24 protein-coding genes are annotated in these 24,060 nt (G+C 33.7%); 11 read left to right on the top strand and 13 right to left on the bottom strand.

The genetic code is table 11. The annotated features are described in order from the left end of the window. Window positions 1–255: 255 nt before the first annotated feature. From AC07XU_RS01135 to AC07XU_RS01110, 6 genes are all read right to left on the bottom strand, one after another. Entirely contained in the window at window positions 256–825 is a 570-nt protein-coding gene (locus tag AC07XU_RS01135) for a DUF1572 domain-containing protein (protein WP_494941785.1), read from the bottom strand. Further along, window positions 825–1,544 carry an SDR family NAD(P)-dependent oxidoreductase gene (locus AC07XU_RS01130; RefSeq protein ID WP_494941784.1) on the bottom strand — a complete coding sequence of 240 codons (720 nt, stop codon included), beginning with the start codon at window positions 1,542–1,544 and terminating at the stop codon, window positions 825–827. Before AC07XU_RS01130 ends, AC07XU_RS01135 begins: the two co-directional genes overlap by 1 nt. A 55-nt stretch (window positions 1,545–1,599) precedes the next feature. After that, window positions 1,600–2,052: a GNAT family N-acetyltransferase gene (locus AC07XU_RS01125; protein WP_494941783.1), complete on the bottom strand. Its 453-nt coding sequence runs from the start codon at window positions 2,050–2,052 to the stop codon at window positions 1,600–1,602. Between the two features lie 20 nt (window positions 2,053–2,072). Then, window positions 2,073–4,169, bottom strand: a complete 2,097-nt coding sequence (locus tag AC07XU_RS01120) for a tetratricopeptide repeat-containing sensor histidine kinase (protein ID WP_494941782.1) — start codon at window positions 4,167–4,169, stop codon at window positions 2,073–2,075. Between the two features lie 147 nt (window positions 4,170–4,316). Continuing rightward, on the bottom strand, window positions 4,317–4,694 hold the full coding sequence (locus AC07XU_RS01115; RefSeq protein WP_494941781.1) for a DoxX family protein: 378 nt from the start codon (window positions 4,692–4,694) through the stop codon (window positions 4,317–4,319). 316 nt (window positions 4,695–5,010) lie between these two features. Further along, complete coding sequence (locus AC07XU_RS01110; protein ID WP_494941780.1) at window positions 5,011–5,364, bottom strand: hypothetical protein; 354 nt, start codon at window positions 5,362–5,364, stop codon at window positions 5,011–5,013. 235 nt (window positions 5,365–5,599) lie between these two features. On the opposite strand from AC07XU_RS01110, the gene AC07XU_RS01105 reads away from it, so the two are divergent. Further along, window positions 5,600–5,944, top strand: coding sequence for a single-stranded DNA-binding protein (locus AC07XU_RS01105; RefSeq protein ID WP_494941779.1), 345 nt, complete (start codon window positions 5,600–5,602; stop codon window positions 5,942–5,944). Window positions 5,945–6,183: 239 nt separating this feature from the next. On the opposite strand, the gene AC07XU_RS01100 is transcribed toward AC07XU_RS01105, so the two are convergent. The 3 genes from AC07XU_RS01100 to AC07XU_RS01090 all read right to left on the bottom strand — a co-directional run bounded on the left by AC07XU_RS01100 (window position 6,184) and on the right by AC07XU_RS01090 (window position 10,394). Further along, entirely contained in the window at window positions 6,184–8,229 is a 2,046-nt protein-coding gene (locus tag AC07XU_RS01100; RefSeq protein ID WP_494941778.1) for a TonB-dependent receptor, read from the bottom strand. Window positions 8,230–8,419: 190 nt separating this feature from the next. After that, window positions 8,420–9,733: a PQQ-dependent sugar dehydrogenase gene (locus tag AC07XU_RS01095; protein WP_494941777.1), complete on the bottom strand. Its 1,314-nt coding sequence runs from the start codon at window positions 9,731–9,733 to the stop codon at window positions 8,420–8,422. A gap of 154 nt (window positions 9,734–9,887) precedes the next feature. Then, window positions 9,888–10,394, bottom strand: coding sequence for a GNAT family N-acetyltransferase (locus AC07XU_RS01090; RefSeq protein WP_494941776.1), 507 nt, complete (start codon window positions 10,392–10,394; stop codon window positions 9,888–9,890). A gap of 506 nt (window positions 10,395–10,900) precedes the next feature. Here AC07XU_RS01090 and AC07XU_RS01085 point away from each other — a divergent pair. Together AC07XU_RS01085 and AC07XU_RS01080 are read left to right on the top strand one after the other, a co-directional pair. Beyond that, complete coding sequence (locus AC07XU_RS01085) at window positions 10,901–13,120, top strand: NADP-dependent isocitrate dehydrogenase (protein WP_494941775.1); 2,220 nt, start codon at window positions 10,901–10,903, stop codon at window positions 13,118–13,120. A gap of 590 nt (window positions 13,121–13,710) precedes the next feature. After that, on the top strand, window positions 13,711–14,133 hold the full coding sequence (locus tag AC07XU_RS01080) for a hypothetical protein (RefSeq protein WP_494941774.1): 423 nt from the start codon (window positions 13,711–13,713) through the stop codon (window positions 14,131–14,133). Window positions 14,134–14,183: 50 nt separating this feature from the next. Here the strand turns inward: AC07XU_RS01080 and AC07XU_RS01075 are convergent, their stop codons facing one another. Next, on the bottom strand, window positions 14,184–16,064 hold the full coding sequence (locus tag AC07XU_RS01075; protein ID WP_494941773.1) for a DNA polymerase III subunit gamma/tau: 1,881 nt from the start codon (window positions 16,062–16,064) through the stop codon (window positions 14,184–14,186). Between the two features lie 240 nt (window positions 16,065–16,304). Then, window positions 16,305–17,177: an AraC family transcriptional regulator gene (locus AC07XU_RS01070; protein WP_494941772.1), complete on the bottom strand. Its 873-nt coding sequence runs from the start codon at window positions 17,175–17,177 to the stop codon at window positions 16,305–16,307. A 171-nt stretch (window positions 17,178–17,348) separates the two neighbouring features. On the opposite strand from AC07XU_RS01070, the gene AC07XU_RS01065 reads away from it, so the two are divergent. Next, window positions 17,349–17,942 (top strand): T9SS type A sorting domain-containing protein, encoded by a 594-nt coding sequence (locus AC07XU_RS01065; protein ID WP_494941771.1) that lies wholly within the window; start codon window positions 17,349–17,351, stop codon window positions 17,940–17,942. A 157-nt stretch (window positions 17,943–18,099) separates the two neighbouring features. Next, window positions 18,100–18,924 carry a helix-turn-helix domain-containing protein gene (locus tag AC07XU_RS01060; RefSeq protein ID WP_494941770.1) on the top strand — a complete coding sequence of 275 codons (825 nt, stop codon included), beginning with the start codon at window positions 18,100–18,102 and terminating at the stop codon, window positions 18,922–18,924. Between the two features lie 75 nt (window positions 18,925–18,999). Here AC07XU_RS01060 and AC07XU_RS01055 read toward each other — a convergent pair whose 3' ends face one another. Next, window positions 19,000–19,341, bottom strand: coding sequence for a winged helix-turn-helix transcriptional regulator (locus tag AC07XU_RS01055; RefSeq protein WP_494941769.1), 342 nt, complete (start codon window positions 19,339–19,341; stop codon window positions 19,000–19,002). Between the two features lie 96 nt (window positions 19,342–19,437). Here AC07XU_RS01055 and AC07XU_RS01050 point away from each other — a divergent pair, with 96 nt between their 5' ends. The 4 genes from AC07XU_RS01050 to AC07XU_RS01035 all read left to right on the top strand — a co-directional run bounded on the left by AC07XU_RS01050 (window position 19,438) and on the right by AC07XU_RS01035 (window position 22,377). Then, window positions 19,438–19,812: a DoxX family protein gene (locus tag AC07XU_RS01050; protein ID WP_494941768.1), complete on the top strand. Its 375-nt coding sequence runs from the start codon at window positions 19,438–19,440 to the stop codon at window positions 19,810–19,812. 233 nt (window positions 19,813–20,045) lie between these two features. After that, on the top strand, window positions 20,046–20,867 hold the full coding sequence (locus tag AC07XU_RS01045; RefSeq protein WP_494941767.1) for an alpha/beta fold hydrolase: 822 nt from the start codon (window positions 20,046–20,048) through the stop codon (window positions 20,865–20,867). 110 nt (window positions 20,868–20,977) lie between these two features. Then, window positions 20,978–21,886, top strand: coding sequence for an alpha/beta fold hydrolase (locus tag AC07XU_RS01040; protein ID WP_494941766.1), 909 nt, complete (start codon window positions 20,978–20,980; stop codon window positions 21,884–21,886). 56 nt (window positions 21,887–21,942) lie between these two features. Continuing rightward, window positions 21,943–22,377, top strand: coding sequence for a Rid family detoxifying hydrolase (locus AC07XU_RS01035; RefSeq protein ID WP_494941765.1), 435 nt, complete (start codon window positions 21,943–21,945; stop codon window positions 22,375–22,377). 7 nt (window positions 22,378–22,384) lie between these two features. Here the strand turns inward: AC07XU_RS01035 and AC07XU_RS01030 are convergent, their stop codons facing one another. Further along, window positions 22,385–22,705 (bottom strand): winged helix-turn-helix transcriptional regulator, encoded by a 321-nt coding sequence (locus AC07XU_RS01030; protein WP_494941764.1) that lies wholly within the window; start codon window positions 22,703–22,705, stop codon window positions 22,385–22,387. 162 nt (window positions 22,706–22,867) lie between these two features. Between AC07XU_RS01030 and AC07XU_RS01025 the strand changes: the two genes are divergently transcribed. Together AC07XU_RS01025 and AC07XU_RS01020 are read left to right on the top strand one after the other, a co-directional pair. After that, window positions 22,868–23,662, top strand: a complete 795-nt coding sequence (locus tag AC07XU_RS01025; RefSeq protein WP_494941763.1) for an SDR family oxidoreductase — start codon at window positions 22,868–22,870, stop codon at window positions 23,660–23,662. A 20-nt stretch (window positions 23,663–23,682) separates the two neighbouring features. Beyond that, window positions 23,683–24,000 carry a nuclear transport factor 2 family protein gene (locus tag AC07XU_RS01020; protein WP_494941762.1) on the top strand — a complete coding sequence of 106 codons (318 nt, stop codon included), beginning with the start codon at window positions 23,683–23,685 and terminating at the stop codon, window positions 23,998–24,000. Window positions 24,001–24,060 lie beyond the last annotated feature (60 nt).

Here is a 24,060-nt window from a genome sequence, read left to right as displayed (position 1 = left end):
AAAACTTAAAAATAGATGTAAACTATTGGTTAAGCAATGATGCAACTATGGTGTAGGGTCAAAAGAGGAAGTGCTAAATTAAAAAAACCTCTTTCCTTAACTCCTTAAAAATGGCTTTAAATATTGATGGAGGCTGTTTTAAAAGTTTTCAGCGAAGCGGATGAAGATCTAAAATAAATAGGCCTTGTTGTGGTAAAGTATAGGTACTAAAAAGTAGATTGCCTTAAAATAAAGGTGAAAAATCAAACAAAGGACCTAATTCTTGTCATCTAAAAATTCATCAGTAAAATGTTGCTTGTGTTTAGGCTGAGCAAATTTATCATCATTAAAATTTTTAGAATTTCCTTTTGCTATAGATAATGATTTCCACTGTGTGTTGCAAAGCATTTTGCCTAAAAAAACAATTTGCCCAACATGGTAAGGATAATGGGCCAATTGTCTATTAATTGCTTCGGTTACGGTATGTCCTTGGTTTCTGATATAAATCTCTTTATTTAGATCATCGGGTTTCAAAGTTTCTATTGCATCGAATAAACATTGCCAACCTTCATTCCATTTTGATAACATTTCTTGTCTTGAGATCAAATCATTTTCAAATTCAGCATCTCTTTGGCGCCAATTTTTCTCACCGTCGCTGGTTAAAAAATCTGTCCATCTTGATAACATATTGCCCCACATATGTTTTACAATAATAGCAATGCTATTGCTTTCTTCGTTAACTTGATAAAACAATTGATCATCCGTTAGTTGAGCAAAAGTGTTATCGCCTAACATTTTGTAATAGGTAAATTGCTTTTTAATACTTAGTAAATAATCATTTTCCATTATTCATTTACTCTAATTAACGATCCATTTTTAACATTACTATTGTCTATCTCAAAAATCTGTTTTCCAACGGTTGTTGCATTTGCTAAAGCGTTATTTGCCTTTAAATCTAAAAATCTATCTATAGATGCAAAACTATCTTTGTTTGATTTACGAATTTTAGCTTGCATTCCGGTATCCACAACTCCTGGATAAACCGCTATAATTTTTACTCCATTTTCAACTTTTTCCTGTTCTAAAGCAATGGTTTGGGTCATCATATCAATTGCTGCTTTGGTGGCACAATAAACCGTCCATCCCGAGTAGGGTTTGTAGGCAGCACCCGATGAGATGTTTATGATATGTTTTTTAGCTTTCCAATTTTTGGTTAATGAAATAAAAGCGGATATAAGTAGGAGTGGAGCAACTGTATTAAGTAAAACGGTTGATTCTATATCAGTAATGTCTTCTATTTTACCAATTTTACCTAATGTGCCAGCATTATTTATCAATGTTATTTTTTCAACTTCGTTAGCATCAATTTTTTTAAATAACTTAGAAATTAGGGTTTTAATTCTATCAGTTTTACTCAAATCATAAGGTAGTTGAGTAATTTTTGTTAATTTATGATTTACGCTTCTGGCAATGGAAAATACCTCATAATTGTCTGCTAAGTAAGCGTCGATAATGCCTTTTCCAATTCCTTTACTTCCGCCAGTAATTAGTAAGATTTTGCTCATGATCAAATATAACAATGTCTACTCGAAATAGCAGAAATTCCATTTAATCTCCTCGTTAAATCAGGTATTTTTCGAAACAAATGCTATTTTCAATTCCAATATACTGGCCATAGTTTGGGGTAATTTGGTAACCTAATTTTTGATATAGGGCAATGGCATCATATTGTTTTTTGCCTGTTTCTAAAACACATTTTGTATAACCTAACTCTTTTGCCCAATTCTCTAAGTCATTTAAAATTGCAGTAGCAATTCCTTTTTTTCTGCCATTGGGCGAAGTAAACATTCTTTTTATTTCCATGGCATCAGCTGAAAAAGCCTTTATCGCTCCACAGCCAATTGCAGTATCATTTTCATAAGCAATAACTACATGGTTAATCTTGTCAACTTTGTTAAATTGATCATAAAATGCATGTTCATCGCCATCCGTTATTGCCAAATAGGCATCAAGATCACGAATTAAGGTGGTAAAATCTGAGTGATTTGAGTTGGTTCTTTCTAAATTTAGCATAGCTAAAAATAAAATAAATTCTATCCTTTTGCTAAAGGTAGGTTAATTAAAAAAGTTGTTCCTTTTCCTAATTCACTTTCAACATTAATTTTGCCGCCATTTTGCACAATCATATCCTTACATAAAATTAGGCCTATCTGATAGCCTTTTTCTCCAGAAGTGCCAATACTTGTTTGATGAGATAATGTAAACAGATTGTTTTTAGTTTCATCATCCATTCCTCTACCCGTATCGCTAATGCTGATTAAAATATCATTACCTGTAATCTTGGCATCAAAACTTATCAAATCGTCTGCATTGCAAAATTTAACTGCGTTAGATAGTAGGTTTCTAATTACAATGTTAATCATGTTGCGATCTGCGTAAACATCGATGTGAGTAGCAATTTTATTTTTGATCTTTATATTTTTAGCCCTTACTTGCGAATCAATCAAACTTAAATTCTCTTCTACAATGGTTAATAATTTAAAATTTTCAGGGTTGATATTTATTCCCTCTAGCTGACTTTTTGCCCATTCTAATAAATTATCTAAGAATTCTGCAGTACTGTAAATAGTATCACCCAATTTACCTAATAAATTATTGAGTTCATTTTTGTTTAGATCGCCTTTATGATATAGCTCAAAAAGCATTTTTAGGTTGTTTAACGGACTTCTCAAATCATGAGATACGATAGAAAAGAATTTATTTTTAACAGCATTTAATTTCTCTAACTCAAAATTTTGAGACGATACAATATTCATCTGTTTTAAAAGCTCTTCATTTAATGAGCTCAACTCTTCATTAACTTCTGCAATTTCTTGCTTTTGTTTTTGCAGCTGCGAATTGCTGGTTTTTTTCTCAGCATTTCTTTTATAATAGAGCACTAGCAAAACAATTACAACAATTAATAAAAATGTTATAATTCCTATGGCTATGGCATAATCAGAATTTTTAGCGATAATTTGCTTGTTGCTGCGCTCGAGGTTTTTATTGTCAGAATTAATTCGGTGAAGATCATTGATAATTACACCTTCTTTAACTTGATTTTGGTTTAAGCTGTCTTTAACTTCAATATAATTTGTTTGCAGTTTTAAGGCTTCTTCAAATTTGTTTTGAGCAGTAGAAATTTCTACCAATAATTTAAGCGCTAATGAGGTAAGTCCTTTTGATTTGCTTTCGTAAGATTTATCTAATGCCAACTGACCAGTTTTTTCTGCGTCTTGATATTTTTTTAGCTCTAAATAATTATAGCCTAATGACAATAATACAGCAGTTTGTTGATAAGGATTTTTTACAGCCTCATTTTTTTTTAGGGCTAAAAGTAAATGTTGTTGGGCTTTTTTATAGTTCTTTTCAACATGATAGATTTGTCCAATGCCCCAATTGCTAAGCGCAATACCACTTATATCGCCAATTTTTTCGCGTATGGCTAAGCTTTGCCTGTAATAAGCCATTGCTTGTTTAGGTTTACCCAACTTACGGTTCGAGTTGCCTAAAGAAAATAAAGCATTTCCTAGGCCAATTTCATCTTTTGGATTTTCTTTAACATCATCTAAAACTTGTAGAAAATAATTATGGGCAGTTTTATATTCTTCTAAATCAAAATAAATTGAGCCTAAATTGATCGTATTTTGAGTAATTCCTTTTTTGTAATTAAGCTTTCGGTATATCTTTAACGATTCTTCATAGTTTTTTACCGCTTCTCTTTTTCTTTCAAGCCTATCATAAGCGTAGCCGATGTTTGCGTAAGACCTAGCTATCCCATTGGTATAATTAATCTCTTTAGCTTTTTTAAATCCGAGCTTAAAAAAATATAATGCACTATCTAAATTACTTCTAATACCATGTGAAATTCCCATGTCTAAATAAGCATTTGCAACAGCAGAATCGATGTTATTCTTTTCTGCAAGAATTTTGTATTGGTTTGCGTAATAATATTTTTTAATAGGATCTACTGCAGAATATGCGGCAGATAGTTTTCTCATGATTACAATTTGAGCACTATCAGTATTAGCTTTATGGAGTTGAGCTAACAATTCATCAACTCTGGTAGTTTGGGCAAAGCCCGAAAAATTTAAAAAAAATAGGAAATAGAATAGAATTAGTCTTTTTATTAGCGTAATAGCTTTAGGCATATGCGAGCGTTACTTTAGGGATGAGTATGGCATACTGTAAGCTAAAGTTAGCAATTTATTTGTTTAAACAAATAAATTTTATTCCCTTATGGAGTAAAATCTTCATGTTAATCAAATGTAGAAGAGGCTCTTAATGCAATAAATGAATTATTTTATCAAATGCTGATATTTTTCACGGTTATCAAACATAATCCAAAATAAAACCAGTGCAAATGCTGCGGCAATATGGAACCCGCTGGTAACAGTAACTGTGTTTGTTAAAATAATGCCAATCATTACCGGAAAAACAACTAATGCACCCAAGGCTCTGGTTTTCGAAAAAATAATTAATGCCCCACCCAAAATTTCTACAACAGCAACTAATGGCATAAGCCAACTTACAGCCATCATTCCTGTCATTGCTTTAACTAAGTTTTCAGGCATATGCTCTGGCATTGGCATGTAATTAAAAAATTTATTTAAACCTGCATTAATAAAAAAAAGGCCAAAAATTAGGCTTAAAACGAATGTTATTTTTTGTTTCATGATAATTTTGTTCATTAAATTTATCTTAAGCTAAAGCTAAATAATTTAATGAAGTAATTGAGGGTTAAAAGGGACAATTTTCATGGGCATTTGTTCTTTTTAATTAGTGGATTAAGCCATGAAAATAAAATTTCCTATTCTTAATCTATTGGTGATTACGAAATACAATTAGCTGGCAATTTCTTTCCTAATTCTACTTAATGAAGTATCGGTAATACCTAAAAAGGTGGCTATGTGTTTTAAAGAAATATTTTGAACTAGGTTAGGTTTGTTTTTAATGAGTTTTAAATAACTTTTTGATTTAAATTAATTTAAGTTATTTCTCTTCCCTTTTAACCAATAAAACTTCTTCATTGTCTAAAATAAGATAACCTTGCTCATAACAAAAATAATAGACCTGACCTTTTTGAGTGGCGTAAGTGTGCGTGTGGTAATTAAAATCAAAGCCTTTACGAATCAAATGATCGCGTTTTAATTTAATTTTTCCTTCCGGATTTTTGTTTCTTAAGATATCTCTGTTTTTTTTAAGAATACGATTCACCTCATTTAAATAGCTATTTTCTTCGGTGCGTATTTTATTATTATAGTTGGTGCGGCACTGGTCGTCGCAAAATTTTTTATCGGCCCTGCCATTTAAAACAGCATTGCAGTCTAAACAAAAACGTTCCATAAAAATTGGTTTAAGCTAGGGCTGATGATTTAAAGCTACAAATTATTTTGAATTAGATAAAAAAATAAAACTGCTTTTAAGGTGATTAAATAAGGTTTATCCGTGTATAAACGTTTATACACGGCTATAAACGTTTAATATCCGACAAATATTTTTAGCTGTTTGCACCTTTGTATTGTCGATAGCGGTGGTCGTTATTGTTCGTTAAATAATTAGAAACTTAATTTTAGAAATCGTGGAAAATGTAGTAAACAAAGTAGTATTGAGCGGCTGTGCAGGTAGTGATGCAGAACTCAGAGTAATTGGTGGAAATAGTAAATTAGCTCGTGTAAATATGGCTGTAAATGAAAGTTACAGGAACGCTGCAGGTGAAGAAGTAAAAAAAACACAGTGGTTTTCGCTAACTTTTTGGGGAGCAAAAGCTGATGTAGCAGAATTGAAAATTAAAAAAGGCACTCGTTTTAGTATTGAAGGAAGGTTGCAAAACAATAATTACGAAGCTAAGGATGGAACAAAACGTTATACTACGGAAATTGTAGTTGATGAAATTGCGATTAAAGAATTGGTTGCGGCTAATTAGCGTTAAACTTTAAAAATAGAGACAGGTCAAATTAAAATGATCTGTCTCTATTTTAACAATCTCTGTTCAACTTTTATTGATCCATTCAGGCTTTTAGCTTCAATTTTTGCTTTACAGATCGTAAAATAAATTCATAGTGAGGTAAATTCGGCGTTCCGTCATTCTCAATTTATTTCAGCATCTGTTTGCAAGAAAGAGCTCGTTTTGAAGTAGCGGAAAGTCTCAATGATTTTAGATTTTTATAGTGTTAATCTAATATTTGCATAATAATTTCTTTTCATAGCTGGATTAAAATAACGATTTGCAGCAGCATTTAAATCATTGCCCAAACTATAAGTTTGATTAAGTAAATTGTTTATACCGAAAGAAACATCTAAAGCTATTTTGCCAATATTAAGATTTCTAATTCCGGTTTTAAGATCTGCTAAATGATATTTGTCTGCAAAGGCAGTGTTTGCATCATTTAAAGGGATGCTTGAAGTATAATTGTGTTGAGCAAAAAGATAAAATCCTTTAATAAAATTCATTTCTAAGCTGCTTACCACAGTATGCTTTGGTACACCAGTTAACTCATTTCCTGAAAAGTCATTTCCTGCATTTTGAAATTGATCAAATTTGAAATGGCTATACGCAAAACTATTTCTTAGTAAAAGGCCATTTAAAAATGATTTATCTTCTCTCTTAATTAGCCATAAACTGCTTTCTAATTCAGTGCCTAACTGTTTTGTGCCTCCAGCGTTGATAAAGAATTCCGTATCATTTTCATTTAATCTTCTTACAATGGCATCTCTTAGATTGAAGTAAAAAATATTACCATCAATATTTAACATTTTGTTTTTGGTTTGATAACGTAAACCAGCTTCGTAATTCCATCCAGCTTCGGCTTGTAAATTATTATTGATGATGTTATCTGATGATCTAACTTCGGCTAGGGTAGGAGGGGAATAACCTTTGCTGATTGAAGTTCTAACACTTATGGTTTCATTAAAAAGATAAGAGGCAGCAAACTTAGGCATCAATCGGGCCGAAAAGTTTCTGTTTTTCTCTGCAACTGCAACAGGGAAGAAACTTTCATAGTTGTAATTAAAGAAGTTTAAACTTGAGGCAAGTTCTACCAGAAGTTTTTTATCGATATCAAAATTTAACTTCAAAAACCCAAAAGTCTGGTTGGCTCTTAAATCATCAGAAGCAATTAAATTGGTAGCAATCCCTTGTGCATTTGCAAAATTGTTAACACTTGTATTGGTGCTTGAGCTTTCTACGCCACCTTGAATGTTATATTTAACATGATCTGTAATTGTAGTAAATTCTACAAAAGACCTTAACCCTATAGTGTTTTCTTTCCGCTTTTCATAATTGGTAATAAAAGGATTTTCAAAATCTGTATTAGAATAAAATAGTGCTAAAACATGATTGAAATGTTGGTTTAAGGCATAAGTATTTGATAGTCCAGCAAAAAAAGTTTTGTTATAAATGCCCGCTTGTTGTACAATAGCGCCGGGTAAGGTTGCTGTAGCTGGTCGTGCTGCTTTTGGGTTATTTGCAAACTGTGCTGCGGTTAATCCACCAGGTGTTTGGTAATATAAATCGCTATAAAAAATTAGCGCTTTTAATTTTCCTTTTACGCGGTAATCCCAATCATGTGAAGTTTGAATATATCGTCTTTTGAGCGCACTATTTGCTCTATAGCCATCGCTCTGCTGATATCCGCCAGTTAAATTAAAGCTGTAATTTTTAAGGCTTTGACTGATACTTGCCGTTTGATGAAACAATCCATAAGAACCTGCGGTAGTTGACAAGCTCAATTCATTTTTGTTTTTTAACACGGAATTGATCAACAAAGCGCCACCTGTATTTGCGCCGAAAATACTAGCTTCCGGACCTTTATAAATCTCTAAACTACTAATGCCAATCATATCTAAAGAGTTTAGATAGGTATTTCCACCTGCATCAGTTAGTGGGAAATCATCAAAATAGATTTTAACATTTCTGATGCCAAAAGGTGATCTTAATAGGCTGCCACGAAGAGATAATCGGTAACTACCTGGAGAACGTTCTTCCATTCTCACTCCAGGTGAAGTATTTACTAAGCTTACTAGTGAATTTGAAGGTTGATTTTTTATCTGATTGCTATCTAACAAACTCACCGCACCCAATGCTCTTAGTAATGGCTGTGGATTGTAGTAACCTTTTACTCTTACTTCATTAAGGCGTTTTATGGTGTCTGTTTGAGCAGATGCGCTAATATTGATAAGAAATAAGAGAGCGAATAATATTTTTTTCAAGTTTCAATTTTTATTTCGTCAGATTTGAGTGAGGGACGGCTGAAATAGCTCTTAAAATGGAGAAAAATCTTATTCACAATCAACAGATTTCTCCTCGTTCCTCGTTGGAAATGACGGTTTGGATTATTTAAGTTGAGCTTGTCGAAAATTTAGTAAATATTATTCGACAAGCTCAGAAAGACAAATGATTTTACTTTGCAGCAACTCTCCAAATAATTCCGCTAACATCATCTGCAACCAATAAAGCTCCATCTTGTGCTACTGCTACACCAACAGGTTTACCATAAACTTCTTTTTCGTCTTTAATAAAGCCAGTTAGAAAGTCTTCGATTTTGCCACTTGGTTTGCCATTTTTAAATGGAACGAATGCAACTTTATATCCAACAAATTGTGAACGGTTCCATGATCCGTGTTGCCCGATAAATGCACCACCTTGATATTTAGCTGGAAATTTTTTAGCCGTATAAAAAGCTAAACCTAAAGATGCAGTATGTGCGCCCATTGGTACATCAGGAACCAAAGCTTTAGCAACCAATTCTGGTGCTTGCCCTTTTAAACGAGGATCTTCATTTTGTCCGAAATAAGAGAATGGCCATCCATAAAAAGCACCTTCTTTAACGCTAGTAATATAATCTGGCACTAAATCATCTCCCAATCCATCACGTTCGTTTACTGCTGTCCACAACATATTTGTGCCTGGAGCCCAAGCCATACCAACTGGATTACGCAAACCGCTACCATAAATTTTTTCTCCAGTACCATCTGGATTAACTTCTAAAATTGCAGCTCTTCTAATTTCATTTTCTAAACCCTTTTCTGCAACATTACTACCTGAACCTACAGAAACATATAATTTGCTTTGATCTGGTTTAACAATTAAATTTCTAGTCCAATGGTTATTGTAACCTCCAGCAGGTAATTCTAAAATCTTTTTGCCTTGACCAGTTATTTGTGTATCACCAGTTTTGTAAGGATACATCCAAATGCCATCTGTATTGGCTACATAAAATGAATTACCAATAAATGCTGCTCCAAAAGGCTGATTTAATCCTGCTAAGAAGGTAGAAATGATTTCTGGCTTGCCATCTTTATTGGCATCTCTAAATAGCATAACTGTATTTACACTTTTACCTTGCACTTCAGATTTTGCTTTACCGCTTATTTCATTCGCAATTTGCTCAACTTTAGTTCGTTGAGAGTTCGATAATACTACAATTACATCACCATTTGGTGCAACTACAATATTTCTCGGACTTTTCATTCCTTCGGCAAATTTGGTAACTGTAAACCCAGCAGGTGCAGTTGGCGTTTTGCCTTCTGGCCATGGCACAACCTTACTAAAATTGGTTTTACTTGCTTTTGTATCAGCCTCTGGTAATGCTACAGTAATACCTGCCCCAGTTTTAACAGTTGCTGCAGGTGTTGTTTGGCTATAAGATTTTACACCGCTACCTAAAAGGATAACAGCGGTTGAAAGTGTAATAGAAAGGAATTGATTTTTCATAATTTGATTAATAATTATAATCTAACAGCCAAATGTAGAAGTTGTTTTTCTGAATTTTGCATAATAAAATCATGTATTGATTTTGTTGCGCTGAAAGCCCTTGCGGAGTTTATTTTTTTGGATGCCCTGGTTTGTGTCTCCACTAACCAAATACTTAGAACTTCAACCTCCAACTCAATAATTCCTCTTCATCTTCACTAACTTTTTCAAAATTATTTTTGGCTAAAATACGCCATGATGCTTGATTATTCCTTGCTGTTTGTGCAAAAATAGATTTTACATTGTCTTGTCTTTTTGCCCATTCAATTATACAAGCAATAGCCTCGGTCATGTAGCCTTTCCTTCTATAATCTTCATAAATGGCATAACCAAATTCAATCTCGCCATCTTCTGCGGGTTCGCCAACAAAGCAAATATCACCAATCATTCTACTTTCTGCTTTTAAAATTATAGCCCAAAGGGTTAAAAATAGATGGTTTTTGCCAGCATCATCCATATTAGGTAAAATTGTCTCTGCTAAAGCCTCTTTTATTGATGGTGTAATTTCTTTTTGGGTTGGGTTAAGTTTAAGCTCTCGTTCCAACGAGCCATCATTAGCTATATATTTAATGAGCTGCTGGTGGTTTAGTGGTTTTAGGATCAGGTTTTCGCTAGAGATCATCGTCGTAAATTGATTGCCAAGATAAACGATTTTAAGTTGCTATTGTTCGTTACATTCTTTAAATTTTTTGAAGAGCAAAAGCACTGCTCGTCGGTTACAGCAGTCCCGCCATCGCTACAAGTCCTCGGCTCGTTCCTCACCTGTGGGCTTTTCGCTTTGTCGGGTCTAGGTTACTTAGGTTAACCTTACTATAATAAACCTGACAGCAGCGAGCACGTAGTGCAACCCTTGTGGTTGCCAACGGAGTAAAGCGGATGGCAGGACTTTCGTAACCTATGAAATACCGAACCTTGCTTTTTAAAAAAATCAATTCTAATTCTGTAGCATTAAGAGCAAGGCATGGCGGCGAACCGAGGCGAGATTGAGCGACGGGTATTTATAAATCGAGCTCTAAATCTATAATTAACAATTCAATGTCTTTAATTTCAATGGTTTCTTTTATCTTTAGGCGATTTTAAGAATTGCTAAGTTATTTGGTTAATTCTACTTAAATAAATATAAAAATTATGTCGAATACTTCTAAGATTATCTATACCAAAACAGATGAAGCGCCAATGTTGGCAACCTATTCTCTACTTCCAATTGTACAAGCTTTTACAGCTTCGGCAGGCATAGCTGTAGAAACCAGAGATATTTCATTAGCTGGAAGAATTTTAGCAAACTTCCCAGAATATTTAAAAGACGATCAAAAAATTGGTGATGCTTTGGCAGAACTTGGTGCTTTGGCAACAACTCCAGAAGCTAACATCATTAAATTACCAAATATATCTGCTTCAATTCCGCAATTGGTTGATGCCATTACAGAATTACAAGCGCAAGGTTATGCTTTGCCTAACTATCCGGATAATGCAAAAACTGATGAAGAAAAAGCCATTAAAGCAAAATATGGTAAGGTTTTAGGTTCGGCTGTTAACCCAGTTTTACGTGAGGGTAACTCAGATCGTAGAGCGCCAAAAGCGGTTAAAAATTATGCAAAAGTAAATCCACACTCGATGGGAGCTTGGTCGGCAGATTCTAAAACACGTGTAGCTAGCATGAGCGAAGGTGATTTTTATGGTTCTGAGAAATCTGTAACTGTTGAAGATGCTACTCAATTTAAAATCGAATTTGTGGCAGAAGATGGAGTGGTAAGTGAATTGAAAGGTTTAGCTAATTTAAAGGCAGGTGAAGTTATTGACTGTTCGGCTTTAAGTTTAAGTGCTTTAAAAACATTTGTAGCGAAAGAAATTGAAGCTACAAGAGCAGAAGGAACTTTGTTATCGGCTCACTTAAAAGCTACGATGATGAAAGTTTCTGATCCGCTAATTTTTGGCGCAATTGTAGAAGTTTATTTTGCAGATGTGTTTACAAAATATGCTGATTTATTTAAAGAATTAAATATAGAAACTAGCAATGGTTTAGGCGATGTGTATGCAAAAATTGCTGGTCATGCGCAACAAGAAGAAGTAGAGGCGGCATTAGCAGCAGCTATTGCAAACGGGCCAGCTTTGGCAATGGTTAATTCTGATAAAGGAATAACCAATCTACATGTACCAAGTGATGTGATTGTAGATGCTTCTATGCCGGCAATGATCCGTACATCTGGCCAAATGTGGAACGCAGCAGGTAAACCTCAAGATACAACAGCTTTAATTCCAGATCGTTGTTATGCTGGTGTTTACACAGCAACAATTGATGATTGTAAAGCAAATGGTGCTTTTGATGTGACCACAATGGGTTCAGTACCTAATGTGGGCTTAATGGCACAAAAAGCAGAAGAGTATGGTTCGCATGATAAAACTTTCCAAGCAAAAGCAAATGGAACTATCCGTGTAACTGATGCTGATGGTAAAGTTTTCTTTGATCAGAAAGTGCAAACTGGAGATATTTTCCGCATGTGCCAAACTAAAGATGCGCCGATACAAGATTGGGTAAAATTAGCTGTTAATAGAGCTCGCTTATCAGAAACTCCAGCTATTTTTTGGTTAGATGAAAACAGAGCTCACGATAGCCAGATTATTGCAAAAGTGAAAAAATACCTAGCTGATCATGATACCAATGGATTAGATATTCAAATCCTTGCTCCGGTTGAAGCTACAAAATACACTTTAGAAAGAATTAGAAAAGGTCAGGATACGATTTCAGTTACTGGTAACGTATTACGTGATTATTTAACAGATTTATTCCCGATTTTAGAATTAGGAACTTCTGCAAAAATGTTATCTATTGTGCCTTTAATGAATGGCGGTGGTTTATTTGAAACTGGTGCTGGTGGTTCTGCTCCAAAACACATTGAACAGTTTATTGAAGAAGGATATTTACGTTGGGATTCATTAGGTGAATTTTTAGCCTTACAAGCTTCTTTAGAGCATTTGGCTCAAACACAAAATAATCCTAAAGCGCAAGTTTTAGCTGATGCATTGGATGAAGCAAATGCTTTATTCTTGGCAAATGATAAATCGCCAGGTAGAAAATTGGGTACAGTTGATAACCGTGGTTCTCATTTTTACTTGGCTTTATATTGGGCACAAGAATTGGCAAACCAAACAAAAGATGCTGAATTACAAGCTAGATTTGCACCTTTAGCAAAAGCTTTAACAGATAATGAAGCTAAAATTGCTGAGGAGTTAATTGCTTCGCAAGGCAAACATCAAGAAATTGGTGGCTACTATCATCCAAATGATGAGTTGGCATTTAAAGCGATGCGCCCAAGTGAAACGTTAAATAATACTTTGGCAAGTTTGTAATTTATTAACCACAAAGAAACAAAGATCGCAAAGGTTAATTCATAGTTTTTGCTTATCAATTCAAAAACTTGGCTGGTGTCCCCACCAGCCAATCAAAATATTAGTCGTAGCATCTCGCTACGACTTTTTTGTTTTAACCACAGATACACACCAATGAACACAGATTTTATATCTAATTCGAAAATCTGTGTTCATCCTTTTTATCTGTGGTTAATTCTCTATCAAATCTAAAACCTATGTTTGCTATCTACCTATGTGGTAAAAAGATGATTTGCTAATTGTATTATCTATCCACGACTTTTTTGTTTTTAAACTAATGTATTTTTAATTCACTTTTTGTCATTCCGGGGAACGAGGAATTCCTATCTATTTGTTATCTAAACTTAATTTAAAAAAGCATTAGCACTGACAAGCCACCACTTATTTGTTTTAAACACAGATACACACAGATGAACACAGATTTTATATCTAATTCGAAAATCTGTGTTTTCCTTTTTATCTGTGGTTAATTCAATATCCATCATACGCAAAAAAATTCTCAAACAAATAGAATATCCACTTCGTTATATTCATACTAAAACATGGAAATTATGAGCACAGATAATCAAAATCAACCAAAACCAGCCAACGATAAATTACATCCGAGTGATTTGGGTGAAACCAAAGATTTTAATGATTTGTCTTTCGACAAAGACAAACAGAGTTACGAGTTCGATGTAAAAGGGGAGGACAAAGATTATGATCACCCAATGCCTTATGAAACTGTACCAACAGGAGCAGTAGACGATAACTCAACATTCGATGAAGCTAATCCTTACGTTGGTGATGAATATGCCACAGATGAAGAAAAGGTTAATGATAAGTTAGATGAATTAGGAATGCACATCGATACCAAAGGTGAAAGTGTATTGCTAGATCCTGAAGATGAACTTTTAGCCAGAACAGAAGAAGACTTTAGAGACGATTTAGATGAAGAAGGTTACCCTAAAAACGATACGCCAGTTAACAGTTAACAGTTGGCAGTTTTCAGTTTGACAATTGAGAATTGGAAACTGTGAACTGATTAAGGATTAATATCAAGATTAAACCTTTTTCTTAATTCTTCTAATTGCGGATTTTTATCAACCAAGTGAGTATACTTATCTTTGTTGGTATAAATCCGCTTTTTTGTATTATTTTCAGCTCTTTTGCTGTTAAGTTGGATATCAAAATTCTTCAAACTGCTTCTCAAAAAATTCAGTATATCAACTTTTTCATTTTGTAAAGTGCTTTCTAAAGCAGAATTTTCTACCAGAACCGTAATGTTTGTTCCCTCAATAATAGGTTCGTTATTCATTAAGGTAAACAAATGAATTTTATGCTCATCATTTGCCTTTTGAGTATAAACTTTCCAAAGTTCTAAAAACTGTTTGTCGGTAAATGGCTGCTTTTCGTTTCCCGAAATTAATTGTGGCCCTTTTTCTTCATCGCCTGTTGCAATGCGTTCTAAATCTGTCAGCGATGGGATTAACGAAGCTGCATTTTTTGCATGAACTGGCTGTATCTTTATAGACCCAACACTTGGTAAGCCACCAACTGGTTTTGGTGTAAGTTCTGGAGCTTTAGTTGGCGGAGGAATGCTAATGTGATCAGGCAATGCCTCAATTGATGGCTGAGGTTTTGAAGACAGATTTTCTCCAATTTCCAACTTTCCATCTTCCCGACTTTCCGACTTCCCTACTTTCTGACTTTCGGTCTTCCCATCTTCCCGACTTTCCGACTTCCCAACTTCTCGACTTTCAGACCTATTTAAAGTTTTTTTTTTATCCTGATCTAAGTCAGTTGCTGTAGGTTGGTTTGCAAGTTGTATTACCGAATTAACGTGGCACATTTTAATGAGCGAGAGCTCTACCTGCAGCCGTTGATTTTTACTGTTTTTATAAATTAAATCACAAGCGTTGGCTAAATTTAGGGCTGTTAAAATAAAACCTAAGTCGGCAGTTTTGCTTTGCGTTAAATATTTTTGCTTTATATTTTCACTAACCTCTAAAAGCTGAACAGTCTGCGCATCTTTAGCCACCAATAAATTTCTAAAGTGACTGGCTAAGCCGTTAATAAAGTTATTGCCATCAAAACCATTATTTAAAATTTCGTTAAATAAAAGCAAAGCCTGGCTTACATCGCCATTGCTTAAATAATCGGTAAGTTTAAAATAATAATCGTAATCTAAAATATTTAGGTTATCGATAACAGATTTGTAGGTTAAGTTTTTATTGGTATAACTTACAATCTGATCAAACATCGAAAGCGCATCACGCAAACCGCCATCCGCTTTTTGCGCAATAATGTGCAAACCATCAGCTTCAACAGCAATACCTTCGCGTATCGCAATCTTGTTTAGGTGACCAGCAATGTCCTCAACTTGTATCCTGTTAAAATCAAAAATCTGACAACGAGATAAAATGGTTGGTAAAATTTTATGTTTTTCGGTAGTTGCTAAAATAAATATTGCATAACTGGGTGGTTCTTCTAAAGTTTTCAAAAAGGCGTTAAACGCACTTTGCGAAAGCATGTGAACCTCATCTATGATATAAATTTTGTACTTGCCAGCTTGTGGTGGTATCCGAACCTGCTCAATTAAACTTCTAATGTCATCAACAGAATTGTTAGATGCCGCATCCAATTCATGGAAATTAAAAGAGTTGCCGCTTTGAAACGAAACACAACTTTCGCAAGTTCCGCAAGCCTCTTGTTCTGGTGTTAAATTGGTGCAATTAATGGTTTTGGCCAAAATACGGGCACAAGTAGTTTTTCCAACTCCACGCGGTCCGCAAAACAGAAAAGCTTGGGCTAATTGGTTGTTTTTAATGGCATTTTGTAAAGTTCCGGTAATATGCTGCTGCCCAACTACGGTTTCAAACGTAGCCGGGCGATATTTACGAGCCGAAACAATAAAATTTTCCATTGGCACGAAAATAGGAATTTTTTAATTGTTGGGAGATTGAAAAGTTTGAATGTTGAAAAGTTGCTAAGTTCAATTGTTTTTGAAAATGAAAGGATCAAGCTTTTCCGTAACTACAGTCCTTCTCTCCGCTATTATTCCCGATGAAAATCGGGAGATACCGCTGCGATAAGGTTTATTGAACAATGGTTTGTGCTTTTCGGTAAGTGCAAACTGCCAACTGCCAACTGCCAACTCAACAAACTACTTAATGACCGATTTTAATTCCTTGCGATATTGCAAGGCACTTTTGCCAGTAAATTCTTTAAATAATTTATTAAAGTGACTAAAATTATGGAACCCGCTTTCGTAACTCACAATGGCAATACTAATCGGTTTTTCTGCCAATAGTTTCGATGCATGTACAATTCTGTATTCGTTTACAAACTTGGTAAAAGTTTTTTTGGTCATCTTTTTAAAATACCTGCAAAACGATGGCACGGTCATGCTGGCTCGTTCTGCAATATCTTCTAAACTAATCTCTTCTTGAAAATGATCTTTTACATAATTAAATACCATGTTAATTCTATCATTATCTTGTACCTGCATTTCTAGCGAAAAATGCTGTGCATTTAATATGGTATAATCTGAGGCTTGCTCTAGTTCTTTTAAAACAGATAGCAAAGCCAATAATTTTTCAAAAGACCATAAGTTGCTCATTTTTTGCAAAATCGGTCCAACCAATTTCATGGTGTCTTTGCCAAAGGCTATACCATATTTAGCTTTCTCAAATAAATTAGCAATGCCTTTGGTTTCTTTTAAGGTTAAAAAATCTTTACCTAAAAAATCTGGAAGCATTTGTATCACCACCTCATTTTTATTTCCTGTTGTCTCGCTTGTAAAACCGCAGTGAGGTAAATTACTTCCAATTAAAATTAAATCTCCCTCAGTATAATACGAAATATGGCTACCAATTTGCCTTTTACCCGAACCTCCATTTACAAAAACCATTTCAACTTCTGGATGATAATGCCATACATGCGCCTTATTGTTGGTGTTCTCGTTAAATTTTGAATAAGAGAAAGAACTACCAAAAGAAGGTTCAACAATTTCGAAACTTGGTTTTAATGTTTTCATTTAATGTAAAATTAACATAAAAAATATGTTGTATTGTTAATATTATTTAAAATTTTTATTAAATGGGTTAATATAGCATACAAATTGGTGAATATGACATAAAATAATAGATATTTCGATAACTACATTTGTAATGTAAATATTTTACTATTCATTTAAACGAAAAATATTATGAAAAATCTATTAAAAAACAGTTTGATTTTAGCTTTTGTGTTATTTTCTACTATCGCTTTTGCTGATGATGCGAATATTACGGTAAAAGTTAAATCCGAGAATGAAAAATCGCTTATTTTTTCATTAGATGAGGCTCAAAAAATAAATTTGTCAATTTATAGCTTAAATGATGGCATTATTTACGAACAAAATATTAAAACTGATAAGGCTACAACAAAAACATATAATTTAGAAGCTTTTCCTGATGGCAACTACATTATCAAATTAGAAAATGAAGAGAAGTTAATAGAATATGAGGTAAATATTTTTAAAGGTAAAACCTTAATTTCTGATCCAATTGTTACCGAATTTTTTAAACCAATTTTAATTAAAGATGCAGATTTTGTAACTATTGATATGAAGTATGTTCCTCATGGTCCGGTAGAAGTTTTAATTTTTAACGAATATAACGATGAGATGTACTCAAAATCTTTTGCTAGTAAAGTTAATGCAGTTAAAAAATTCAACATTAGTAAAACTGATGCAAAACAACTTACTTTTTTAATAAAATCTAAAAATCACGAGTTTATTGAGACAGTAACTTTAAAATAAAATCAACTTCATTAAAGGAGATTGTGTTTTGCGAAACAAATATTTTTCTAAAATGCCTATTCTGAAAAGATTAGGCATTTTTTTATGGTTCAAAATACTTAGTTTTATTTGAAAGTAAATTTAAGCTCATCGAATAAATTAAACCCTAACTTAAATCATGCTAAAAGAATTTTCCTATAAACAATTTGGGAATATTGAATTCAGTAAAAAAGCAATTGAAGAAACGCCATTCAATTCGATATCGGAACATATTAAAATTCTATTTATCCCAAAAAATGCCACTATTCAAGTAGATTTTAAAGAATTTACTATGGAAACCGATGCCTTATTGTTCATTAACCCAAAAGTGATTGTAAAACCATGTGAAACCATCAATGGTAAGCTAATTTACTTTAATAGAGATTTTTATTGTATCGAAATACATGATCAAGAAGTTGCTTGCGATGGGATTTTGTATAATAATGTTTTTGAAATTCCATTTGTTAAATTAGATGATACTCAGTCGAGGGATGTTCAAAATATCATTCAAGAAATCAAAATTGAGATGAATAATGTTGATGCAAATACTGAAGAAATGCTTCGAATATTATTGAAACTCATTATTCTTAAGTCAACCCGAATTTGGAAGCAGCAACATCAATTAGAGGAAAGTACCCAACACAATGATGTGCAGTTTTTAAGAAAGTTTAGTAAACTAGTTGAAACGCATTACAAGACACTTCATACCGTTGCAGATTATGCCGAACTGTTATTTGTAACGCCAAAAAACCTCAGTAAAAAAATAAGTTTAATTAGCAAAAGTACTCCAAACGATATTATCAAAGACCGAATAATACTAGAAAGTAAACGTCTTCTAGCGCATACTAAAATGACGGTTAAGGAAATTGCATACAGTCTCAATTATGAAGATGATGCTTATTTTATTCGTTTTTTTACCAAGCACACAGGTTTGTCTCCAGTTTCATTCAGAAAGCAATTCTAAATCATTAGCTAATTTTGATGCATATTTAAAATAGGCATGCTTTTGAAAATTGCTTACCCTGTTTTATTGCACTATTTATATTGAAACAATCTTTCTTCTATGGTTTATTCCCCATTCTTCCATCGACGATAAAACCTTATCTAATGTCCTACTATATTCGGTCAATTCATATTGTACTGTTACAGGTTTTGTATCATTAACTGTGCGGCTTACTAATCCATTCATTTGCATTTCGTGTAATTCTTTAGATAGGATCCGGGGAGATATTCCAGCATCTCTTGATAATTCATTAAAACCTTTTTTTCCACTTCTTAATACCGAAATCAATACCAATTTCCATTTTCCTCCCACAACATCTAATGTATCTTTTATGGCCATCCTGGCTTTTGAGCAACTTTCTGGAGTATGTTCTTTCATATACTATTCTTTTAGTAAGTACTATCCTTTTTGTAACAGATAACAAAGGTATAGCAATATTTCTCAGATTTGCATTTCAATTTAAAATTTAAAATTATGTCACAAAAAACAATTACAATCATTGGGTGGGTAATGACTATTGGTCTAGCGTTTGTATTCTCAATGAGTGCTTTTATGAAAATTATACTAAATGAAACGGCAATAGCACAAGCTGCATCGTTTGGAATAGATGCTGCTACCTATAAAATCATTGGTCTTGTGGAAATCATTTCTTTGGTACTTTTTCTCATTCCTAGAACTGCCGTTTTAGGTACTCTTTTGCTAATTGCTTATTTGGGTGGAGCAATCGTTACACATCTTCAGCATCAACAACCCATCATAATGGCCGTCATTTTTCAAATTCTATTATGGGTAACCGCTTTTGTTCGTTTTCCTGAACTGAAACAACGCTTACTTTCTACTAAAAACTAATAATTGCAAACTTCTCAAATAGAGGAGATAAATATTCAAAAAAGCACGGCATTATTGTCGTGCTTTTTCTGTTTAATTAACAATTATACCCCTTTTAAATTGCTAAAATTCAGCTTTTTTATGCAAAATGAGAAAAAAGTGCAATGCAAAGCGAAAACTGTCCATTGTTGCCCTTTCCTATTTGACGCAACTTTGCTTTATCAAATAGCACTAACAATTTAAAATTTAAAATTATGAACAAGTTAACAGTTAAAGACGGAACAGAAATTTATTTCAAAGATTTAGGAAGCGGACAACCAATATTTTTTCATCATGGTTGGCCATTATCATCAGACGATTGGGATGCACAGATTATGTTTTTCTTAGAAAAAGGATTTAGAGTAATTGCACACGACCGACGCGGACATGGCCGTTCTACGCAAACGTTCCAAGGAAATGATATGAATACTTATGCAGCTGATGTAGCTGAATTGGTAGCGTTTTTAGATTTGAAAAACGTAATTCACGTTGGACATTCAACCGGGGGCGGTGAGGCTATTCGTTACGCAGCACAACACGGAAATGGTCGAGTAGCAAAAGTAGTTCTGATTAGTGCTATCACTCCTTACATGGTGGCCGATGAAAACAATCCAAACGGTGTGCCTATGTCAGTTTTTGATGATATTCGACACAATACAAGACACAACCGAGCTCAATTTTACAATGATTTAACCGTTCCTTTCTTTGGATTTAATCGCGATGGTGTTGAAATTAAAAAAAGTATTCAAGACAATTGGTGGAGACAAGGAATGATGGGTGGCATCAAAGCGCAATACGATTGTATTGAAGTGTTTTCTGAAACTGATTTTACAGATGATTTAAAAAGCGTAACCATTCCTGTTTTAGTGTTGCACGGCGATGATGACCAAATTGTACCTTATGAAACTACTGCTGTAAAAGCTGCCGAATTATTGCAAAACGGAAAGTTAATTATCTATCCTGGTTTCTCTCATGGTATGCCAACTACAGAAGCCGAAACCATCAACAAACACATTCTTGAATTTATTAACGCATAACAAGGAAAAAAGTGCAATGTAAAACGAAAAGCATCCATTGATTTGCAACTCATTTCACTTCAAATTTGCCTTATCAAATAAAAAAATTAACAATTTAAAAGTTTAAAATCATGAAAAATTTAATTTTATCAATAGGACTATTTATTACAATAGTAACAAGTACAGAAGCATTTTCACAAGAAAAAAGAACACCAGCTTCTTTTGGCAGAGCAGAATATATAGAAGTAGAAAAAAATGTAAAACTACACGTAACAGATCTAGGCGAAGGGCAACCTGTCGTTTTAATACATGGATGGCCATTAAGCGATGCGATGTACGAATATCAGTATGCTTATTTCATTGAAAAAGGATACAGAGTAATAGGAATTACTTTGAGGGGTTTTGGCTTATCAGATAAGCCTGCTGGAAAATACAATTATGATGTTTTTGCAGATGATATCAAAGTAGTTTTGGACCAACTTAAAATAGAAAATGCAACTATTGGTGGTTTTTCTATGGGCGGAGCAACAGTGTTACATTATGTGGCAAAATATAAAGCGGCTCATGTTTCTAAAATGGCTTTGTTTGGCGCAGCTGCTCCAATTTGGACTAAAAGGGCCGATTTCAATTTTGGCTTTTGGACAAAAGAAGATGTAAATGGTTTAATTAATTTGAACAATACCAACAGACCTCAATTATTAGCCAATTTCGGAACCATTTTCCCTGCTAATGAAACAAGCGTTTCTGCCGGTCAAGGTGCTTGGTTAGGAACTATTCAAGCACAAGCTTCTCCATATGCTATGGCCGAAGGTTTAAAAACGTTAAGAGATAGTGATTTGCGTGATGATTTGAAAAAAATTAATATTCCAACATTGATCTTACAAGGTAAGTTAGATAAAATTTGTTCTTATGAATTAGCAGAACAAATGAACAAAGGCATTAAAAATTCCAAATTAGTACCTTTCGAAAAAAGTGGTCACGCTTTATTTATTGAAGAGTTAGAAAAATTCAATACCGAATTATTAAATTTTATAAAATAAAAATAGAAAACGAGAAGGCTGATGTATTAATCAGCCTTTTTTTATACATAAAACTAATGAAATATCTTATTTACATTTTTGGTTTAATGGTACTGATTTCTTGCAACACTAATAAATCAATTGTTATTAATGAGCTGAATTTACCTAAGCCAATTGGGGCATACAGTTATGCGACGTATCATAAAGAATTAATTTTTGTTTCTGGACAAATTGGAATAGATCCGCAAACAAATACTTTAAAAAAAGGAATTGAAGAACAAACCTTTCAAATTTTCAAAAACTTATCAACTATTCTAGAAAACAATGGTTCTGATTTAAATCACATTGCCAAAACAACCATTTTTTTAACCGATATAAATCAATTTGAAACTGTCAATAAAATATATAGCAAGTATTTCTCTGTTCAATTTCCTGCCAGAAGCACTATAGTTGTTCTTGCATTACCAAAGAATGCCAAAATTGAAATAGAATGTATTGCGGTAAAAAAATAAGTGAATACTATTCGTTAAACTTTTTCAGAATCAATGTCCGCAATCGCACTTCGTTCTCATCGCCCCAATTTCCAATAGCCGAAATCACTGGAAGTAGTGTTTTTCCAAAATCAGTTAAGGAGTATTCTACTTTTGGCGGAACAACGGGATAAATGATTTTGGTAACCAATTCATGCTCTTCCAATTCTTTCAGCTGAATATTCAACACTCTTCGAGTAGCATCAGGGATTTTACGTTGCAATTCGCTTGGTCGTTTATGGCCTTCATTGATAAACCATAGCAAACGCATTTTCCATTTTCCATACAACACTTCTCCTATCAAATCCAAACCGCAATTTAAGTTGGGCAATGTTTTTCTTTCATACATACTACAATATTACAGCAATGTTCTAAAACGTACAATAGGGGAAAAATTTATCCCATAGCGAATCGTATTTCCGTAATTGACTGATATTCTTATATAACCCAATTTTGTACAAAAAAATAACCAATGGAAAATACATTTAATTTCAATAACGAATTATCAGGGAAGGTGGCCTTGGTAACAGGAGGCACAAAAGGAGCTGGAAAAGCAATCGCCGATCGATTATTAAAAGCGGGAGCAACCGTGATAATAACTGCAAGAAACGCGCCAGAAGAGCCAAACGAAAAACTACATTTTATCGTTGCTGATCTAAGTGATCCAACAGCAACTCAAAAAATGGTTGGGGAAATATTATTAACTTATCAAAAACTTGATATTCTTATTAACAACCTCGGTGGTTCTGAAACAAAAGGAGGTGGATTTTCGGTTTTAACAGATCAAGATTGGGAAACAAGTTTACAAACAAATTTGCTTGCACCTGTTCGCTTAGATAGGGGCTTCTTACCTCAAATGATTGCTCAAAAGAGCGGTGTTATAGTTCATATTGCATCTATACAAGGTAAATTACCGTTGTATGACAGCACTTTGCCTTATGCAGCTGCAAAAGCCGGATTGATCAATTACAGCAAAAGTTTATCAAATGAAGTTTCGCCTAAAGGTGTTCGGGTATTAACCGTGTCGCCAGGGTGGATTAATACTACCTCTTCAAAAGCAATGATGGAGCGAATTGCAGAAAGTTCGAACATCACAATGGCAGAAGCTACAAAAAGTGTAATGGATGCTTTAGGTGGAATTCCGATGGGTAGACCTGCGGAGCCAGATGAAATTGCAGAGTTTGTAGGTTTTCTGGTTTCGCCCAGAGCCAACTATTTAACGGGAACTGAATATGTTATTGATGGAGGAACAATACCAACTATTTAATCATTTAAAATAATAAAATCATGAATTTACCAATTGTAATTACAGAATTAGCAAAAGCACAAAACAATTTCGACAGCGTTTCATACGCCAATTGTTTTACAGCAACAGCTGTAGTTTTTGATGAAGGAAAAACACACAATGGAAAAGTGGCCATTGAACAATGGATTAAAAAAGCAAATGAAGATTACCAAGCTAATATGAAGCCTCTGGAGTATTCGGAAGTGGAGGAAATCCTAAAAGCTGAAGTTTCTGGAAATTTTCCGGGTAGCCCTGTAGTATTATCTTATCATTTCGAATTAAAGGATGGATTGATAGATTCGCTAAAAATAACGGGATAGGAAAAAAAGATGGTGAACAATTATGAAGTTGCGGGGCAAATTAAAACTAACATTTCGGTT

Source organism: Pedobacter sp. GW456-11-11-14-TSB4 (assembly GCF_059424425.1).
The sequence above is the reverse complement of the archived record's forward strand: the minus strand, read 5'-3'. Positions and strand labels throughout refer to the sequence as shown.

Excerpts from the sequence above, each read along its gene's own strand:
- AC07XU_RS01050 (WP_494941768.1), top strand. The coding sequence starts at position 19,438 with ATGTCACAAAAAACAATTACAATCATTGGGTGGGTAATGACTATTGGT.
- AC07XU_RS01125 (WP_494941783.1), bottom strand. The coding sequence starts at position 2,052 with ATGCTAAATTTAGAAAGAACCAACTCAAATCACTCAGATTTTACCACC.
- AC07XU_RS01120 (WP_494941782.1), bottom strand. The coding sequence starts at position 4,169 with ATGCCTAAAGCTATTACGCTAATAAAAAGACTAATTCTATTCTATTTC.
- AC07XU_RS01115 (WP_494941781.1), bottom strand. The coding sequence starts at position 4,694 with ATGAAACAAAAAATAACATTCGTTTTAAGCCTAATTTTTGGCCTTTTT.
- AC07XU_RS01055 (WP_494941769.1), bottom strand. The coding sequence starts at position 19,341 with ATGAAAGAACATACTCCAGAAAGTTGCTCAAAAGCCAGGATGGCCATA.
- AC07XU_RS01075 (WP_494941773.1), bottom strand. The coding sequence starts at position 16,064 with ATGGAAAATTTTATTGTTTCGGCTCGTAAATATCGCCCGGCTACGTTT.
- AC07XU_RS01080 (WP_494941774.1), top strand. The coding sequence starts at position 13,711 with ATGAGCACAGATAATCAAAATCAACCAAAACCAGCCAACGATAAATTA.
- AC07XU_RS01130 (WP_494941784.1), bottom strand. The coding sequence starts at position 1,544 with ATGAGCAAAATCTTACTAATTACTGGCGGAAGTAAAGGAATTGGAAAA.
- AC07XU_RS01135 (WP_494941785.1), bottom strand. The coding sequence starts at position 825 with ATGGAAAATGATTATTTACTAAGTATTAAAAAGCAATTTACCTATTAC.
- AC07XU_RS01090 (WP_494941776.1), bottom strand. The coding sequence starts at position 10,394 with ATGATCTCTAGCGAAAACCTGATCCTAAAACCACTAAACCACCAGCAG.
- AC07XU_RS01060 (WP_494941770.1), top strand. The coding sequence starts at position 18,100 with ATGCTAAAAGAATTTTCCTATAAACAATTTGGGAATATTGAATTCAGT.
- AC07XU_RS01095 (WP_494941777.1), bottom strand. The coding sequence starts at position 9,733 with ATGAAAAATCAATTCCTTTCTATTACACTTTCAACCGCTGTTATCCTT.
- AC07XU_RS01110 (WP_494941780.1), bottom strand. The coding sequence starts at position 5,364 with ATGGAACGTTTTTGTTTAGACTGCAATGCTGTTTTAAATGGCAGGGCC.
- AC07XU_RS01065 (WP_494941771.1), top strand. The coding sequence starts at position 17,349 with ATGAAAAATCTATTAAAAAACAGTTTGATTTTAGCTTTTGTGTTATTT.
- AC07XU_RS01070 (WP_494941772.1), bottom strand. The coding sequence starts at position 17,177 with ATGAAAACATTAAAACCAAGTTTCGAAATTGTTGAACCTTCTTTTGGT.
- AC07XU_RS01040 (WP_494941766.1), top strand. The coding sequence starts at position 20,978 with ATGAAAAATTTAATTTTATCAATAGGACTATTTATTACAATAGTAACA.
- AC07XU_RS01020 (WP_494941762.1), top strand. The coding sequence starts at position 23,683 with ATGAATTTACCAATTGTAATTACAGAATTAGCAAAAGCACAAAACAAT.
- AC07XU_RS01025 (WP_494941763.1), top strand. The coding sequence starts at position 22,868 with ATGGAAAATACATTTAATTTCAATAACGAATTATCAGGGAAGGTGGCC.
- AC07XU_RS01085 (WP_494941775.1), top strand. The coding sequence starts at position 10,901 with ATGTCGAATACTTCTAAGATTATCTATACCAAAACAGATGAAGCGCCA.
- AC07XU_RS01045 (WP_494941767.1), top strand. The coding sequence starts at position 20,046 with ATGAACAAGTTAACAGTTAAAGACGGAACAGAAATTTATTTCAAAGAT.
- AC07XU_RS01035 (WP_494941765.1), top strand. The coding sequence starts at position 21,943 with ATGAAATATCTTATTTACATTTTTGGTTTAATGGTACTGATTTCTTGC.